The 17,273-nt window shown below is 39.6% G+C and carries 16 protein-coding genes; 5 read left to right on the top strand and 11 right to left on the bottom strand.

Going from position 1 to position 17,273, the window contains the following annotated elements; translation table 11 throughout:
* The first annotated feature begins 263 nt into the window (after positions 1–263).
* The 4 genes from rnr (at position 264) to J536_RS13095 (ending at position 5,563) form a co-directional block, all read left to right on the top strand.
* Positions 264–2,681, top strand: coding sequence for a ribonuclease R (rnr, locus tag J536_RS13110; protein ID WP_005078314.1), 2,418 nt, complete (start codon positions 264–266; stop codon positions 2,679–2,681).
* A gap of 134 nt (positions 2,682–2,815) precedes the next feature.
* Entirely contained in the window at positions 2,816–4,870 is a 2,055-nt protein-coding gene (locus tag J536_RS13105; RefSeq protein WP_032063098.1) for a M3 family metallopeptidase, read from the top strand.
* Between the two features lie 40 nt (positions 4,871–4,910).
* Positions 4,911–5,120 carry a YheV family putative zinc ribbon protein gene (locus J536_RS13100; RefSeq protein WP_032004797.1) on the top strand — a complete coding sequence of 70 codons (210 nt, stop codon included), beginning with the start codon at positions 4,911–4,913 and terminating at the stop codon, positions 5,118–5,120.
* A gap of 11 nt (positions 5,121–5,131) precedes the next feature.
* The gene (locus tag J536_RS13095) at positions 5,132–5,563 is read left to right on the top strand and encodes a hypothetical protein (protein WP_005067294.1); all 432 of its coding nucleotides are present in this window, start codon (positions 5,132–5,134) and stop codon (positions 5,561–5,563) included.
* Between the two features lie 162 nt (positions 5,564–5,725).
* Here J536_RS13095 and J536_RS13090 read toward each other — a convergent pair whose 3' ends face one another.
* The 5 genes from J536_RS13090 to J536_RS13070 all read right to left on the bottom strand — a co-directional run bounded on the left by J536_RS13090 (position 5,726) and on the right by J536_RS13070 (position 11,272).
* Entirely contained in the window at positions 5,726–7,921 is a 2,196-nt protein-coding gene (locus J536_RS13090) for a TRAP transporter large permease subunit (protein ID WP_005067292.1), read from the bottom strand.
* Positions 7,922–8,100: 179 nt separating this feature from the next.
* Positions 8,101–8,676 (bottom strand): rhombosortase, encoded by a 576-nt coding sequence (gene rrtA, locus J536_RS13085; RefSeq protein WP_005067290.1) that lies wholly within the window; start codon positions 8,674–8,676, stop codon positions 8,101–8,103.
* A gap of 83 nt (positions 8,677–8,759) precedes the next feature.
* On the bottom strand, positions 8,760–9,848 hold the full coding sequence (locus tag J536_RS13080) for a hypothetical protein (protein WP_005067288.1): 1,089 nt from the start codon (positions 9,846–9,848) through the stop codon (positions 8,760–8,762).
* 770 nt (positions 9,849–10,618) lie between these two features.
* The gene (locus J536_RS13075; protein ID WP_005067287.1) at positions 10,619–11,008 is read right to left on the bottom strand and encodes a hypothetical protein; all 390 of its coding nucleotides are present in this window, start codon (positions 11,006–11,008) and stop codon (positions 10,619–10,621) included.
* A 6-nt stretch (positions 11,009–11,014) separates the two neighbouring features.
* The gene (locus J536_RS13070; protein WP_002117064.1) at positions 11,015–11,272 is read right to left on the bottom strand and encodes a succinate dehydrogenase assembly factor 2; all 258 of its coding nucleotides are present in this window, start codon (positions 11,270–11,272) and stop codon (positions 11,015–11,017) included.
* Between the two features lie 188 nt (positions 11,273–11,460).
* Here J536_RS13070 and J536_RS13065 point away from each other — a divergent pair, with 188 nt between their 5' ends.
* Positions 11,461–12,633 carry an acyl-CoA dehydrogenase family protein gene (locus tag J536_RS13065; protein ID WP_032063097.1) on the top strand — a complete coding sequence of 391 codons (1,173 nt, stop codon included), beginning with the start codon at positions 11,461–11,463 and terminating at the stop codon, positions 12,631–12,633.
* 50 nt (positions 12,634–12,683) lie between these two features.
* Here J536_RS13065 and J536_RS13060 read toward each other — a convergent pair whose 3' ends face one another.
* The 6 genes from J536_RS13060 to rpsM all read right to left on the bottom strand — a co-directional run bounded on the left by J536_RS13060 (position 12,684) and on the right by rpsM (position 17,178).
* Entirely contained in the window at positions 12,684–14,174 is a 1,491-nt protein-coding gene (locus J536_RS13060) for a flavin-containing monooxygenase (protein ID WP_032063096.1), read from the bottom strand.
* 181 nt (positions 14,175–14,355) lie between these two features.
* Positions 14,356–14,733 carry a 50S ribosomal protein L17 gene (rplQ, locus tag J536_RS13055; RefSeq protein WP_002049717.1) on the bottom strand — a complete coding sequence of 126 codons (378 nt, stop codon included), beginning with the start codon at positions 14,731–14,733 and terminating at the stop codon, positions 14,356–14,358.
* Positions 14,734–14,751: 18 nt separating this feature from the next.
* Complete coding sequence (locus tag J536_RS13050) at positions 14,752–15,759, bottom strand: DNA-directed RNA polymerase subunit alpha (RefSeq protein ID WP_002116730.1); 1,008 nt, start codon at positions 15,757–15,759, stop codon at positions 14,752–14,754.
* Positions 15,760–15,776: 17 nt separating this feature from the next.
* Entirely contained in the window at positions 15,777–16,403 is a 627-nt protein-coding gene (gene rpsD / locus J536_RS13045; RefSeq protein ID WP_000135204.1) for a 30S ribosomal protein S4, read from the bottom strand.
* 12 nt (positions 16,404–16,415) lie between these two features.
* Positions 16,416–16,802, bottom strand: a complete 387-nt coding sequence (rpsK, locus tag J536_RS13040) for a 30S ribosomal protein S11 (RefSeq protein WP_001040166.1) — start codon at positions 16,800–16,802, stop codon at positions 16,416–16,418.
* Positions 16,803–16,821: 19 nt separating this feature from the next.
* Positions 16,822–17,178 carry a 30S ribosomal protein S13 gene (rpsM, locus tag J536_RS13035; protein WP_000090816.1) on the bottom strand — a complete coding sequence of 119 codons (357 nt, stop codon included), beginning with the start codon at positions 17,176–17,178 and terminating at the stop codon, positions 16,822–16,824.
* Between the last annotated feature and the right edge of the window lie 95 nt (positions 17,179–17,273).

The raw sequence follows: 17,273 nt of genomic DNA, 5'->3' as shown, positions 1-17,273 counted from the left end.
CCGGAACGAGCCGCCATAATACAAACTAAAACCCTATTGTTCAAGTCATCATAGTGAAATTTTCTTGTTTTTTAGTTCAATGAATTATTTTTTAAGCAATTTTCTCATTATTTTCGTCTTTTTCGATCAAACGCTTGTTAAGATAGATATTATTTCTTCATCAAAATACTGTAGTGCATAACACATTATTGCAAACCTAAACGTGCAGTTCGGGTCTGCATGACTTATGCTAAACTTATCTGCCAAGCGTGAAACCAAACGACATGACAAAAAACTGGGCTGACCCCGAAGCGAAAGCTGAAGCTGAACGTTATGACAATCCTATTCCAAGCCGTACTCTTATTTTAGATACATTGGAACAATTGCAGACACCGCAATCTCATGCAGAACTTGTCGATCATTTTAATATTCATGACCAAAAAAGTATTGAAGCACTCAGTCATCGCTTAAGTGCTATGGTTCGTGATGGTCAAATCATGAAAGACGGGTTTAAATTTCAGTTGGTGGCAGATCAACCGACCTATGAAGCAACTGTTTATATCAATAGTAAAGGTTTAGGCACAGCGCATATCGATGGTCAAAGTGACCTTTTACTTCCTGAACGTGAATTACGTTTAGTCTTTAACGGTGACCGAGTTAGAGTGCGACAGACTTCAGTTGATCGTAAAGGCAAACCTTGGGGATTTATCACAGAAGTTTTACAACATCGTGTTAAACAATTAATTGGTAAATTGTCGGTTCACGATGGCGAATATTTTATTCAGCCCAACAATCCAAATCAGCACCAGCCTATTCCTTTAGAAAAAGAACTGGTAACACATGCTGAAGCAAATGTTGGCGATATGCTACGTGTCGCAATAGACAGCTATCCGACTCGTGAAGAATTTGCGACGGCGCATATTATTCAATCTATGGCCGACAAAGCTGATACAGAAATTATTATTCCGCAGACTATTCTTGAGTTTGGCTTACCTTACGAATTTCCAGATGAAGTTATAAAAGAAGCTGAAAGTTTTAAAGAACCATCTGCTCAAGATCGTGAAGGCCGCATCGATTTACGAGATTTAGCATTAGTTACGATCGATGGTGAAGATGCTCGTGATTTTGATGATGCGGTTTATGCTGAAAAACGTCCAGGTGGCGGTTATCGTGTAGTTGTCGCAATTGCTGATGTTAGCCATTATGTACGCTTAGACTCAGCCCTCAATGAAGAAGCTGAGGAACGTGGTACTTCGGTATACTTCCCTCACTTTGTATTACCAATGTTACCAGAGGCTTTGTCAAACGGCTTGTGTTCTCTGAACCCTCATGTAGACCGTTTATGTATGGTCTGTGACTTGAAACTCTCTCGTACAGGCCGCGTAACTGGTTACGATTTTTATCCATCAGTGATGCATTCAAAAGCGCGTTTGACCTATACACAGGTAGCACAATATTTTGACGGCGCAACAGATGCGATTCCAAAAGATCGTGATGTTCATAAATCTTTAAATACGCTTTTCCAGCTTTATCAAATTTTGAAAAATTTACGTGCTGATCGTCATGCAATGGAATTTGAAACCATTGAAACCTACATGACTTTTGATGAGCTAGGCGGGATTAAAGAAATTTTGCCACGTACACGTAATGAAGCACATAAACTTATTGAAGAGTGCATGTTACTTGCTAACGTTGCTGCAGCTGAATATGCATTAGAACATGATGTTCCAATGTTGTATCGCGTGCACGAAGCTCCAGAGTTCTCACGTATTCAGAAAGTAAAAGACTTTGTTAAATTACTGGGGCTACCCTTCCCTGACCAACCAACTCAAGCAGACTATCAAAGAGTAATTGAAGCAACTAAAGATCGTATTGATGCACCAAGTATTCATGCCGTCTTATTACGTTCAATGATGCAAGCTTATTATGGCGCAAAAAATGCAGGGCACTATGGTTTGGCTTATGAAGCTTATACGCATTTCACTTCGCCAATTCGTCGTTACCCAGACCTATTATTACACCGGGCCATTAAAGCTCACTTGAAACAAAAGCCTTATCCACTCTCTGGTGCTGCACTAGATGATGCAGGTGAACATTTCTCTCAAACAGAGCGCCGTGCTGATGAAGCTTCTCGTAGCGTAACGACGTGGTTGAAATGTCACTACATGCAGCAGCATCTAGGTGATGAATTTATTGGTATTGTAAGTGCGGTGACCGAATTCGGTTTATTCGTGACACTGAAAGATTTATATGTTGATGGCATGATTCATATTAGCCAACTCGGCGATGACTTCTTTATTTATGACCAAGCGAGTCAAAATCTAGTAGGTCAAAATCGTGGTCAAGTCTTTGGTTTGGGCGATGAAGTTAAAATTCAGGTCGCTGGTGTCAATCTGGAAGAACGTAAAATTGACTTCCAGCTCATTAAGCAAGTTACCCATGCAGGCCGAGTAGTTCGTAGCCGTGCGCCGCGTACGACTAAAACTACTACGCAGGCGACTGAAGAAGTTTTCAGTAAACCAACTGTCAGTAGTGATGGTGAGCGGCCTGTTCACAAAAAGAAAGAAAAAAGTAAGCCAAGTTCTTACACCAAAAAATCTGGTAAGAAAACCTCAGCAAAAGCCGAGACTAAATCAGAAAAGGTGAAGAAAAAATCTAAGCCTAAAAAGAAAAAGTCGAATGCAAAATCAAAGGCAGAATAGTAAGTAAATAATTATCACGTTTCAAAAATAAGTCTCCAATTGGAGGCTTATTTCTTTTTAAAAGGGTTATTTTACACATTAAGCTTGATTTCCGACTTGAGAGGACCTACATCTAATACCATGTTTAAAAAATAATGTGGCTATTAGCAATGACTTTACAGCAAGCGACTTTACCAACTCCGCGTTTTGACCAAATTGAATTAGAAAATTTAAAACAAGACATCCAGCAAGCGATCCAAGCAGGTCAGGAATTTTTAAATACTCTTACGGCTGCACCTACAGATGCAGCTCAGCAACTTGCCGTACTTGAGCAAGTCGATACGCTTGAAAATAATCTAAGTGAATCATGGGGCGTTTTATCGCATTTAAACGCTGTAATGAGCAATGCAGAAACGAGAGAAGTCTATCAATCTTTATTACCAGCATTAAGTGAATATTACACTCAGCTTGGTCAACACACGGCGCTTTATCAAACCTATCAACACATCCATGATGGTCAAGGCTATACATCGCTTAGCCCAGCCCAACAAAGTGCTATCCGTCTAGCTTTACGTGACTTTAAACTTTCAGGTGTAGCTTTAGAGGGTGAAGAGAAAAAACGTTATGCAGAGATTTCTGCGCGTCTTTCACAGCTTTCTTCTGATTTTTCAAACCACGTACTTGATGCAACACAAGCCTACTTTAAGCCACTTACCGAAGATCAGTTAAAAGGTCTTCCAGAAAGTAATATTGAGTTATTAAAACAGTACGGCAAACAACGTGAACTTGACCAAGCTGTAGCAACCCTAGATTTCCCAGCATATTTTGCAATCATGACTTATGCAGATGACCGTGCATTGCGTGAAGAGCTTTATAGAGCTTATGTGACTCGCGCATCTGATCAGTCTGAACAAACTGAGTTTGATAACAGCAAAATTATGGAAGAAATTTTAAGTCTTCGTCAGGAAATGGCAAAACTACTTGGTTTCAATAACTATGCTGAATATTCTCTTGCAAGCAAAATGGCACCAGACGTAAAAACAGTACATGAGTTTTTGGTTGATCTAGCAGAACATGCGCGTGCTCCTGCGCTTCAAGAAGTTGCAGAACTTCAAGATATTGCTAAACAAAATGGTGTGGATGAGCTTAAACCTTGGGATACAACTTACTATTCTGAAAAGCTGAAACAGCAACAATTTAACCTATCTCAAGAAGCGTTAAAACCTTATTTCCCTGCACCTAAAGTCGTTCAGGGATTATTCCAGATTGTGCAGCGTCTATACGGCATTAATATTATTGAAAGACAAGCACCTGTCTGGCATCCAGATGCACGCTATTTTGAATTAGAAGACCAAGGCCAAGTGATTGGTGGCTTCTTCTTTGACATCTATGCGCGTACAGGTAAACGTGGTGGTGCATGGATGAATGGCTTCCGCTCGCGCATGCAAACACTTCATGGTTTACAAAAACCAATTTGCTATATGGTGTGTAATTTCACTCCTCCTGTAGGTGACCAACCTGCTTTATTGACTCATGACGAAGTGATTACTTTGTTCCATGAATTCGGACATGGTTTACATCATATGTTGACCGAAGTAGATAATATTTCGGTTGCAGGAACTCATGGCGTTGCTTGGGATGCAGTAGAGCTACCAAGCCAGTTTATGGAGTTCTGGTCATGGGATAAAGAATGTCTAGATGTATTAAGTGAACACATCGATAGTAAACAGACTTTGCCACAAGAATTACTAGATGCTTTATTAAATGCTCGCTTCTTCCAATCTGGTATGCAAACTTTACGTCAGCTTGAATTTGCATTATTTGACTTGACCATTCACACCAAAACGCCAGCCCTGAACAGTGAGCAAATTCAGCAAACCTTAAACGATATTCGTAAGCAATATGCGGTCGTTCCTACTGTCGACTACAACCGTTTCCAACATAGTTTTAGTCATATTTTTGCGGGCGGTTATGCCGCAGGTTATTACTCTTACAAATGGGCAGAAGTCTTAGCAAGTGATGCATTTGATCGTTTTGAAAATGAAGGCATTTTTAACACTCAAACAGGTAAAGAATTCCGTCAGGCAATTCTAGCTGTGGGTGGAAAAGACACGGCGCTTGAGGCATTTGTTAATTTCCGCGGACGCGAGCCTAAAATTGACGCGTTGTTACGTCATCAAGGTTGGACGAATGACAATAAAACCGCTTAAACTATGGGCCTAAATTGATCGTGTGGTTAGGGTGATAAAGATGAAAAAACGTTTCATTGCTGGGGCAAAATGTCCAAAATGTGAAGCCATGGATCGAATTGTCATGCTAACCACCGCAGAAGACGAATGGATTGAATGTATCGAATGCGGTTATAGCGAAAATCGTCCGACTCATGTTGATGAGCCTGAAACACCTGCTGAACCGGATGAAATTGGGGTAATACAGTTCAAGCCACGTCGTCCCGACTAAAGGTCTTAAACATGCCACTACAAAGAAAACAAAACTCAAAATTATTATGGATTTTAATTGGGGGCTTAAGCATTCTCGTAGTGCTTTTTTTTGCAGCGCAATGGTTTTTTAAAAAAACCGAGTCGTCAGCACCACTGGTTGATCCACAACCTGTCTCGACTCCTGCTCCTGCTAAACCGAAACCAGCTGAGCCATTACCAAGTTCTGAACCTTTAGCTGAAAATGCAAGTTCTCAGCAACTTGTTAGTGAAAATGTGCTTAAAGAGCCTGTCCCTGCACAAGAGTCTTTAGCAAAAGAAGAAGTATCTAAACTTGAAGATATTCATCGGCAGCTAAAAGATCAGGAAGCAACCTTAAAAGCTCAGCATGCAGATGCGGATCAATTAACCAAACTCAAAGAAGAACAAGTTAAATTGCTGGAAGCTCAGCTTAAACAGCAATAATTTTTCAACGAGCTCTTAAAAAAGCTAAAGCTATCCATCTTTAGCTTTTTTGTTCGGATTTAAATAATTCTAATCATCTTGTTTTAAATTTACTTAATCCACTGATTAAAAAAGCCCTCCATTTAGGAAGGCTTTTTTGTATAACCAATACTTTGATTTAAGTTATTTATACCAATCGAATAACTTAAATACATATGGCACATAAGTCACTAATACCAATGATGAGAACAAGACAATAATTGGTAGCAACCAGCGCTCATAACGGAAGTAGAAGCTTGTATATTTCTCTTTCGCTTCAGCATCAGCAGCGTTCACTTCATCATCTCCGACGGACAACCGCGTAAGTAGATGGTTCAAGGCAACTGGTGGTGTTACGTAGCCAAATTCGAATGCAACCAACACAATCATCCAGAAATGAATTGGATGGATACCATTTTCGTATGCTACAGGTGCAATAGTTGCAGCAACTAAAATTACAGCACCAAATGGATCTGTACACATACCAATAATGGCAAGTAATAGCGCAATACATGCAAGTGAAATGTAAATACTGCCCAAATGAGTCGGTAATAATTCGACTACTTCAGAGCGTTCAATTAAACCACCTACACTTGCGGACAATGCCATCAAGATAATTAAAGCACCGATATGACCTACAGTTTCTGAGGTCGCAAATCGAAGTGCTCCACCAAAACCAAGACGGTATTGAGAGCTATGCGGATCATGTGCACGCAAGAATGGTGATTTTTGTTCGTGTTCACGAACAATCGCTTCATGAATATTGATTGCAGGCGCTTCTTTGGTCGCAACCAATTTGTCGTACAAGATCATTGCGATCAGAACTAATGGCAAAATTACTGGTGCAGTAAACTCGTTCATTCCTGTATCTAATGCATATTTATAGATCGCAAGAACAACAGCAGTGATCAGAATGTATGGAATTACAGGTACAAAGGCACGCATCATGCCCGGAATCGCAACTTTTGGTGAATTCACACGGAATTTTTCTTCAGCTAAAAGTAGTGAAACACCCAAGAAAATAAATGCAGTTAACCAAAATACATAAATACCATGCCCAAATAGCTCATCCGACGTAACATGACGGCTATCAAGCATTGCAATTAAAACGACCAGTAGACATGGACGTACAACTACCCCTAAAGAACCTGACATTGCAGACACAGCCAAAGCATATTGACGGCGAGCACCCGCATTCCAGACTTCTTTATAAATAATTGCACCTGCTGCGATAACGAAAATACCTGATGCACCTGTATAAGCTGTTGGTACAGCAGCAGCAATTAGAATTAACCAAGTTAAGGTTTCTGGTGCCAAGTTCCATGGACGAAGCACATTAAGGAACAAGTCCATAACGCGTGTTTGAGTTAAAAGCATACCTGCCCAAATAAACAAGGCAAGGTTTAAGAAGATACCCGAGAACTCAACCAATAAACCAAGGTAAATACCTTGCCCCATTGGGTAATCCATAAAGAACGTAAATACGATGCCTGTAATTAACGCCATGTAAGCATATAGAGGCACCGATAGTAAGGCTAAACCTATATTACCGCCTTCACGTTTTGGTGGAGGTGAAACAAATAATTGATACAAACTAATTAAAGTCAGAACAACAAATAGAATCATCCACATCCAGTAAATCGTTACTGTTTCATAGGTAGGTGTTACCCCAGAATTTATGACGGAACGATACTGACTAATGACAGAGGTACTAAGTAGTGCATTACCAATCAACATAAACAGGGAATATACTTTGTAATCTATTTTTGTTGCCGGATTACGCAAACCAATATGGTGATATTTCAACGATGCAGTAATCGCAGAAATCAAAACCATAAAGACCAGTAAAATGGCACGGTTCTCTGTACCAAATTTAAAAATACCGAAGAAACCTGTCTCGATAGCACGGTAAGTACGTACCCCTGGGTTAGCTTCGATATATTTAATAGTTTTATCATATGCCTGATATTTTTCATCACATTGTTGCTTTGCTGCGAGTAGTGATGCACGGACATCACTTTCCGATGCTGCACCAAAGAAACTCGCGAAATCATCAGACGCGTTCGCTTTCATTTGTTCTTTTACTTGAGCCTCGATATTTGGATGTCGATCACAAGTTGGCTTTTCAGGCTCAGCACGCAAAAAAGAATATTGCATACCTGTAGCAGGGTCGCCATAAAGACGTTCCCCGATACGTAATAATTGTCCGTGGATCATTTCCCCGGTACCAATAATTAGCGTCATTAATAGCAGAATGAGGATGACGAATGTTGAGATCCATTCGTTCCAGATATAACCCAGCAGACCTAATCCAGATCTTTTTTCTTGATGTTCTTGCATAAATATTCCAATTTTGTTCTCTCAAATCCCTAAAAAATAAGGACTTGAGTCATGCAATTTTTCTTGGTCAGGGGTTAAATCCATCCCCCTTCTACCAATCCCTTTATTCAACGATCAAATTTGCATCAAACTTTGTTAATAAAGAATGACTAAAATCTCTTTTTTAACAGTTTGTATTGTCAATGTTTCTTTTTTAATCTCTGGAAAATCCAATAACATCCTCCAAAGATTGCTCCACCAATTGCCCCATATAGATGAGCTTCAGTTAAAACTGGACTCCCTATTAGTTGAGCAGTTCCTGTTTGTCCAAAAGTGTTTTCCCATATGAGTTTGGCAATAATTAACCCTAAAACCAGCAAAGCAAAATTTCGCTCTTTACGATATTGCAGATAGACCAAAGCAACCGCTGTATATAGTCCATGTAAGACACCAGACAGACCTGCGTAAGCTTCGATATAAGGTAAATAAAAGTAGAACACCAAACTAATAAAGGGTGGCAACAGCAAAAGTAGACTTAGAAGATGCCATGCTTTTGTATGTGGAAAAATAAAGGGTAAACAAGCGAATGCCATCATATTTAAAAGGAAATGAACCCATCCAACATGTACCCAATGTGCAGTCCACAAACGCCAGAATTCGCCAAGTAAACTTTCGCGCCAATAAATAAAAGTATCAGGAAACACCTGTAGACATGCAGATATGGAAATGCACACTGCGACCAAAAGCACTTTACTATTCAGTACATGATCCTTCATGGCACACTCCTTGAAATTAAACTTCTTACAATTATTGTAGAACTTAACAATAGACTCGCAAGAAGTTAGTCTTTCAAATATTCTTACTGCGCTGCTGGTGGAGCAGATGAATCCGCAGGAACCTCTGAAGCGGCGCCCCCATCAAACAACTCATCTAGCTCTGCTGCACCTTCATTTTTATCATCCCAGAAATGAGACATACCATCATCTCCGGTACGTACACCAGTATGCTCAGTCCAGTAACGGTCAGAGATACCACGTACAATAAGACCAGCCATACTATCGATTAACTTAAAGTTCGGATTGACAGGTTTGTCATCAGCTTGTGATGCTGCATAGGTTCTTAATGCATCACGGATTTTTGCATCATCGCCGCTTGCTTGAGCAGCTACAGCATATAAGGCATGAGATAGGCGAACACCTTTTTTCTCACCAATCTGAATTGACTGTTTTAAAGTTTGGTACGGATCAGGTTTCCCTTCATCAGCACCTGGCAATAAAGTCCAGATAACAGCACGCGTTGCGTTAGGTGCGCCCCAGAATTTTTCATTATCTAGACAAACCATGCCACGCTCTACAATAGCAGCGATATCTTTAGGAACATTGACTGCACCGCCTGAGTTAATATCGTTGGTCACAGCCTGAAGACCACTGATCATGCCAAGTAAATAAACAGTTTGATCAGTATCATTACGCATCGTTGGGCAAGAGTCACCTAAGTGATATTTATATTTAGATTCCCAACGATCAGCAAATAACTTATAGCCTGTATACTGACGTTCAGCTGCAATTGCTGCCCAACGCTTCTGTGCAATACGTGCATCTTGGGCTTCTGTCACTTGACCTGCTTTTGAAGCACGTAAATAACGCAGTTCTTGTTCTAAAGCTTGATTTTCCGCACATACACCTGATGCTGCATACATTAATACTGCAACACGTGTCGGATCTGCACCCATCCCTTTGGTAGACATGATTGCAGGCGTTAACGCACTACCGGTATTACATACCATTTCAGCATCTTGCATTGCCAAAATAGGTGGAACGACGTGCTTTTCCGTAAAACCTAGAGCAACATTTGCTCCGGTTTTCACGACGTATGAACAACCTGATAAAACTGAAGCTGCAAGAAAACTCACCGCCAAACCTTGGCTTATTTTTTGGACTTTAGACATCTTCCTGTCCTCTATGTAATTTGTTTTTTCCTTTTCAGATGTACATTAGCAGATGCATATCTTGAATAAAAGAGTAATTACTCTAATTGTAGCGCTTATACTTTGACACACTTCACAGCAGATAAAATTGACAGTTTTTCGAGGAAACAGAAATTTTAGGCAAAAAAAAGTAGCATTGCGACGGTTCAGCACATGCTACTTATTAACTGGGATAAGCTTTTAACGGCTTATATTATTTTTGTTCTATATAATCCTTAAGTAAAGTTCCTGCTCTTCCTACTACTACAGCCATAACAACTGCAATTAACAGAAACATCCACATTGAAATCTCCATGAGAGACCTCCTTACTACAATCGCACCCAGTTATAAACTGGACACTTGATGAAATTAATCGATTAACCAACTTTAATAATTGACTGATCGACGACCTTGCATCCTCTGTCTCTTAACCTTGTTAAAACTAACTTTGTTAAGATGTTCCCTGAGTAAAGTTCCTGCTCTTCCTATCACCACTGCCAGAATTATGGCAATGACCAAGAACGACCATGTTGGCATCTCCATTTTGAGACCTCCGACACACTTTACGTTGGTGTTTGTACTTTAACCGATCAAATAGCTACCGATAGGTGAAATTGTCAGACAATTGTCTTTCCTTGGCTTTTTTCTATATTTTAATTAGACAATCCAAAGTTTAATGAAGAAAAAAATTATTAAGTTTTTGTTTTTTATAATTTTTAAATAAATATACAATTGTAGAATTGTCTAACAATTAATAGAGTTTTTCTAAAACTTTTAATCTTTTCCACTGCTGAATAGGAAGCTGATCGAACCAAACAATAGCTATGTTCGTAGGAGTTTCTTCAAGATAAATAACCACAAATAACTGATAATCAATTATTTTAGTAATTTCCCCACGGTAAATTTCTTTTTTCGAAAAATATGCAACCGACCATAATTTTTGATCTAAATATTCAATTTGAGATATTTGAGCTTGCTTTAGAAAGAAAATAAAACCAATAAATAGAAGAATGACAGCACATAGCCACCATATCGGCGTTAATAACTGATAAAGCAAAATTGCTAAACCCAAACCAACAAAAAGCTGAAATATTACCGAGACACGGCTATATTTCAGCTCAAAATTTAATTCTTTTATCAAAACAGTTTAGCCATGCACATACTGTTTTAGTTTATAAATAAATTCACGTAACTCAGTACGTGGAGGTTCAGAAACTTCCATGAACCAATCTAATAAATCTGGATCTTCTTGATCAACCAACTCTGCAAATAATGCTTTTTCAGCCGGATCAGCTTTTAAATAATAATTTTTTACATACGGGTCAAAATAGACGTCAATTTCTTTTAAGCCGCGGCGTGCTCGATAAATTACTTTACGTTCTTCCAAGGTCATTTCGTCAGACATTTACGTCCCCATCTGCGTTGATAGTGCGCCTAGTTTACCTGATCACATCCTAAAGATCGCTAAAAATATCAAATTGACCAAATTTATCATCTCATCTGCATAATTGAGCATTCATCACATTGTTAGGGATGAAATGCTTACGTATGTTTAGGGCATAACATCACACCTGAACCAAGGAAGAAATACAAATGCAATCTGGTGCCATCCGTCCTATTCCAAATATGTTACCAAGACAATTATTCAATGAAGAACACGAAGCCTTCCGTGAGACAGTGCGTAAATTCTATGAAAAGGAAGTCATTCCCAATATAGAGAAATATGAAAAACAGCAACATGTTGACCGAGATCTTTGGAATAAAGCTGGAGAACTAGGTCTTCTTTGCACCACAATGCCAGAGCAATATGGAGGCTCTGGGGTAGATCGCCTATACAGTATGATTCTTATAGAAGAACAAGCGTATGCGATGGACTCAAGTACTGGTTTTTCTCTACATTCCGATATTGTTGCTAATTACATTAATAATTTTGGTAATGAAGAGCAAAAACAAAAATGGTTACCAAAAATGGCAACTGGAGAAGTTGTTACTGCTATTGCAATGACTGAACCAGGCACTGGTTCAGATTTACAAGCGGTACGAACCACCGCCGTACTTGATGGTGACGAATATATCATTAATGGTTCTAAAATTTTTATTACAAATGGCTACTTATGCGACATGGCTGTAGTCGTTTGTAAGACTGGTAATAGTGATAAAGGATCGGCGAACTTATCCTTAATTATTGTAGAAGCAGACCGTGCTGGTTTTAGTAAAGGTAAACCTCTAAACAAAATTGGTATGAAAGGCCAAGATACCTGCGAACTCTTTTTTGATAATGTTCGTGTTCCCAAAGAAAACCTTTTAGGCATGGAAGGTATGGGCTTTATCATGCTCATGAAAGAATTAGCATGGGAACGAATGTTAGTTGCTATTATTTGTCAGGCAGGTGCTGAAGCAGCATTTGCACATACTGTTCAATATACAAAAGATCGTAAGGCGTTTGGTAAACCTATTGGCGCATTTCAAAATACGCGTTTTAAACTTGCTGAACTTAGAACAGAAATCGATTTCTGCCGGACATATTTAGATCGTTGTATGGAATTACAACTTGAAGAAAAATTGAGTGTAGAAGCTGCAGCTGCTGCTAAATATAAAATTTCTGATATGTTCTCGAAGATTGTAGATGAATGCCTTCAATTGCATGGTGGTTATGGCTATATGCTTGAATATCCAATTGCACGTGCCTACATTGATCATCGAGCAAATAGAATTTATGCAGGTACAAATGAAATCATGAAAGAATTAATTTCAAGAACACTTTAATAGTTTCATAAAAAAAGGGGCATTACGCCCCTTTTCTTATTTAACACGACTTAAGATACTAATTTTGGTTTACGCTCATTTGCTTCAGAACGCTTATGAAAATGAAGAATGCCATCTTCAAATTTTGCATTTTTCAAAGACTTTCTATCTTCTAAATAGTTATTAGTCACCTGCCATGGAGCACGCTTACCTTGTTTAGGAAGTTCATGTGCTGCACGGTTAATATAACCTGAAGATAGTTTACCCATTACAGTATCTTCTTCCATCACAGTCTTATCACCCGATGGAATCACTTCATCATAACTATTTTTGTCCATATAGTTTAATAAGCGACAAATATATTCGGCAGCGATATCTACTTTGAGTGTCCATGAGGCATTCACATAGCCAATAATCATCGCCATATTCGGCACATCACTTAGCATTATGCCGTTATAAAGCATATGTTCAGATGAGTTGATTGGTTTCCCATCAAGAGTAGCCTGAACTCCACCCATAATCTGAACCTGTAGTCCTGTTGCAGAAACAACGATATCAGCATCAAGATGTTTGCCAGATTTAAGTAAAATACCTTTTTCAGTAAATTTCTCGATCTGATCAGTTTCTACACTTGCTTTGCCTTCACATAAAATCTTAAACAAGTCCCCATCTGGCACTACACATAAACGCTGATCCCAAGGATTGTATGAAGGTGTAAAATGCTTCATATCAACCTTACCTTTAAGCTGCACTTCAATTGCTTTTAAAAGTAAACGACGTACAGTTTTAGGATGTTTCTGAGACAACGCATAAATAGCACGCTGCATACCAATGTTGCGGGCACGGGTAAATTTATAAGCTGCCTCTTCAGACATAAATTTACGCGTTTTTTCATAGATGAAATCGATAGAAGGAACGCTAGCAATATACGTTGGTGAACGTTGCAACATGGTCACATGACCTGCCCCACCTTTAGCCATTGCTGGTACTAAAGTAATCGCTGTTGCACCACTACCAATAATAACCACCTTTTTACCTGCGTAATCTAAGTTTTCAGGCCAATGCTGTGGGTGAATGAGTTGCCCTTTAAATGCTTCTTGATTTGGGAAAGAAGGTGCATAACCCTGATCATAATTATAGTAACCTGTACAACCTACAACAAAATTGGCAATCCAAGTCTGCTGTTTTTTATTGCTATCTTCGACTACAACCTGCCATTTTTTTGAAGCCGAATCATAATTAGCAGAAAGTACGCGATGACCAAAATGAATTTTTTCTTTTAATTTAAAATCATTAATTACTTCACCTAAATATCCTTTAATAGAAGCACCATCAGCTAATACATTCGCTTTACACCATGGTTTAAAGTTAAAACCAAAGGTAGACATATCTGAATCTGAACGGATGCCAGGATAACGGAAAAGATCCCATGTTCCACCAAAAGACTCGCGACGTTCTAAAATCTCGAATTGTCGTTGTGGTGAATTTTTTGATAAATGGGCAGCGATTCCGATTCCTGAAATACCTGCGCCAATGATTAAAATATCAACTTGCTTTTCCATTTTATTTTTATACCCATTGTTGAGAATATAAGTTTATTAAAACACAATTTTGACAATACACAATGTCAAGTTTGACCGTTTATCTACTTTTTTATGTCACTTGAGGACATTTTTATAATTTATTTTTTGACTAGAAATAAAAAAGACCGGTATAAAACCGGTCTTTTTTGAATAAAATCAATTATTCAGCTGAAGTGTTTACTTCACGATCTACAAGCTCAACGTAAGCCATCGGTGCTGCATCACCAGCACGGAAGCCCGCTTTAAGAACACGTAGATAACCGCCGTTACGTTCTTTGTAACGAGGGCCGAGTACGGTAAATAATTTACCAACAGTTGCAGCATTACGAGTACGAGCAAATGCTAAACGACGATTTGCTACAGTATCGTTTTTTGCTAGAGTGATTAAAGGCTCAGCAACACGACGTAATTCTTTAGCTTTAGGCACAGTTGTTTTGATCAACTCGTGTTCAAATAAAGAATTAGCCAAGTTTTGGAACATCGCTTTACGATGGCTGCTTGTACGGCCTAATTTCACACCACTATTACGATGACGCATGGTGATAGTCCTACTTAATTAACGGCTACGATAGGCAAAACGGTCGTCCATACGAAGACTAGCTGGTGGCCAGTTTTCAAGACGCATACCGAGTTGTAAGCCTTTCGATGCCAAAACATCTTTGATCTCTGTTAACGATTTTTTACCAAGGTTAGGAGTTTTTAACAACTCAACTTCAGTACGTTGAACAAGATCACCAATGTAGTAAATATTTTCTGCTTTCAAACAGTTAGCAGAACGAACAGTAAGCTCTAGATCATCTACTGGGCGAAGCAAGATTGGGTCAACTTCTTCACGAGGCTCTTGAGCAACTGGAGTTTGGTCTTTCTGAAGATCAACAAAAATTGCAATTTGTTGTTGCAAGATTGTTGCCGCTTTGCGGATTGCTTCTTCAGGATCAACCGTTCCATTTGTTTCGAGGTCGATTACCAGTTTATCTAAATCGGTACGTTGTTCTACACGCGCATTTTCAACGGTGTAAGAAACACGCTTAATCGGGCTATAAGAAGCATCTAATTGCAAACGACCAACCGGACGTGTTTCACCTTCAGGGAAACGAGAATCAGATGTTTCATAACCACGACCTTGAGCAACTTTCAAGCGCATTTTTAATGAGCCTGAAGCACTTAAAGTACCGATTAAATGTTCTGGGTTAACCACTTCAACATTATGAGGTAAACGAAGGTCAGCAGCAGTAATATCGCCAGGACCTTGTTTTTCTAATGTTAAATATGCTTCATTTTGATCGAACAGCTTAATAGACAATCCTTTTAGGTTCAGCAAGAGCTCGACGATGTCCTGCTGCAAGCCTTCTAAAGTACTGTACTCGTGCTCGACACCTTCTATTTCTACTTCAACCACAGCAGCGCCAGGTAAAGAAGACAATAGAATGCGACGTAAAGCATTACCTAGAGTGTGGCCAAAACCACGCTCTAAAGGTTCTAGAATCACTTTTGCCGAGGTCCCGCTTACCGCTTCGACCTTGATCGCTTGCGGAGTTAGAAACTCGTTTGCAGTACGCGTCATTATTGCTACCTCAAGGATTATTTAGAATACAATTCTACAATCAAGCTTTCGTTGATTTCAGCAGGTAAATCAGAACGATCTGGTGCAGCTTTAAACGTACCTTCAAGCTTAGAATGATCAACTTCGATCCAAGCTGGAATACCACGTTGTGCAGCTAACTCAATCGCGTTTTTAATACGCAATTGTTGTTTAGCACCTTCGTGAACCGCAATTACATCACCAGCTTTAACTTGAATAGATGCGATGTTTACACGACGACCATTCAAAGTAATGCTACGGTGACTTACTAACTGACGAGCTTCTGCACGTGTAGAACCAAAACCCATGCGATAAACAACGTTATCAAGACGGCTTTCAAGCAATTTCAACAAGTTCTCACCTGTTGCGCCTTTAACACGAGCTGCTTCTTTATAGTAGTTACTAAATTGACGTTCTAACACACCGTAAATACGACGGACTTTTTGTTTTTCACGTAATTGTAGTGAATACTCAGATTGCTTACCACCGCGTGCCTGACCATGTTGACCAGGTGCTTTGTTAGCTTTTTTAGTTTTGACGTCAAATGGTTTAACGCCAGATTTAAGTTGCAGGTCTGTCCCTTCGCGGCGAGAGAGTTTGCATTTTGGACCAATATAACGAGCCATGAATGTTTCTCCTTACACGCGACGTTTTTTAGGTGGACGGCAACCGTTGTGAGGAATTGGAGTCACATCGGTAATGCTGTTAATCTTATAACCCACTGCGCCTAATGCACGAACCGCAGACTCACGACCTGGACCAGGACCTTTTACAAGGACATCCAGATTTTTCAAACCGTAATCTAAAGCTGCTTTACCAGCAACTTCAGCAGCTACCTGAGCAGCAAACGGAGTTGATTTACGTGAACCACGGAAGCCTTGTCCACCTGAGGTGGCCCAAGCCAATGCATTACCTTGACGATCAGTAATCGTAACAATGGTGTTATTAAAAGACGCGTGAATGTGTGCAACACCTTCAGAGACGGTACGAGTGACCTTCTTGCGTGTGCGAGTATCTTTAGCCATCTTTTAGCTTCCAGAAATCTTACTTTTTAATCGGTTTGCGCGGACCTTTACGGGTACGTGCGTTAGTTTTGGTACGTTGACCACGGACAGGCAAGCTGCGACGATGGCGAAGGCCGCGGTAGCAACCCAAATCCATTAAACGTTTAATGTTCATGGAAATTTCGCGACGTAAGTCACCTTCGGTAGGAACCTTAGCAACTTCTGCACGAATCGCATCAAGCTGAGCATCGTCCAACTCACGGATCTTAGTAGTTTCAGTAATACCAACTGTAGCTAAGATATTCTTAGCAGTGTGGCGACCGATACCAAAGATGTAAGTGAGGGAGATAACAGCATGCTTGTTATCCGGAATGTTTACACCGGCAATACGAGCCATTCACTTTCTCCAAAAAGGCAGTAGAGATAATCAACCGCCCCACAAAAATCTTGAGGGGCGGATATTAACCCAATTCGCCTACTGAAATCAACAGG

Source organism: Acinetobacter sp. 809848 (assembly GCF_000581275.1).
GTDB lineage: Bacteria > Pseudomonadota > Gammaproteobacteria > Pseudomonadales > Moraxellaceae > Acinetobacter > Acinetobacter pittii.
This window is presented reverse-complemented; position numbering and strand designations above follow the sequence as displayed.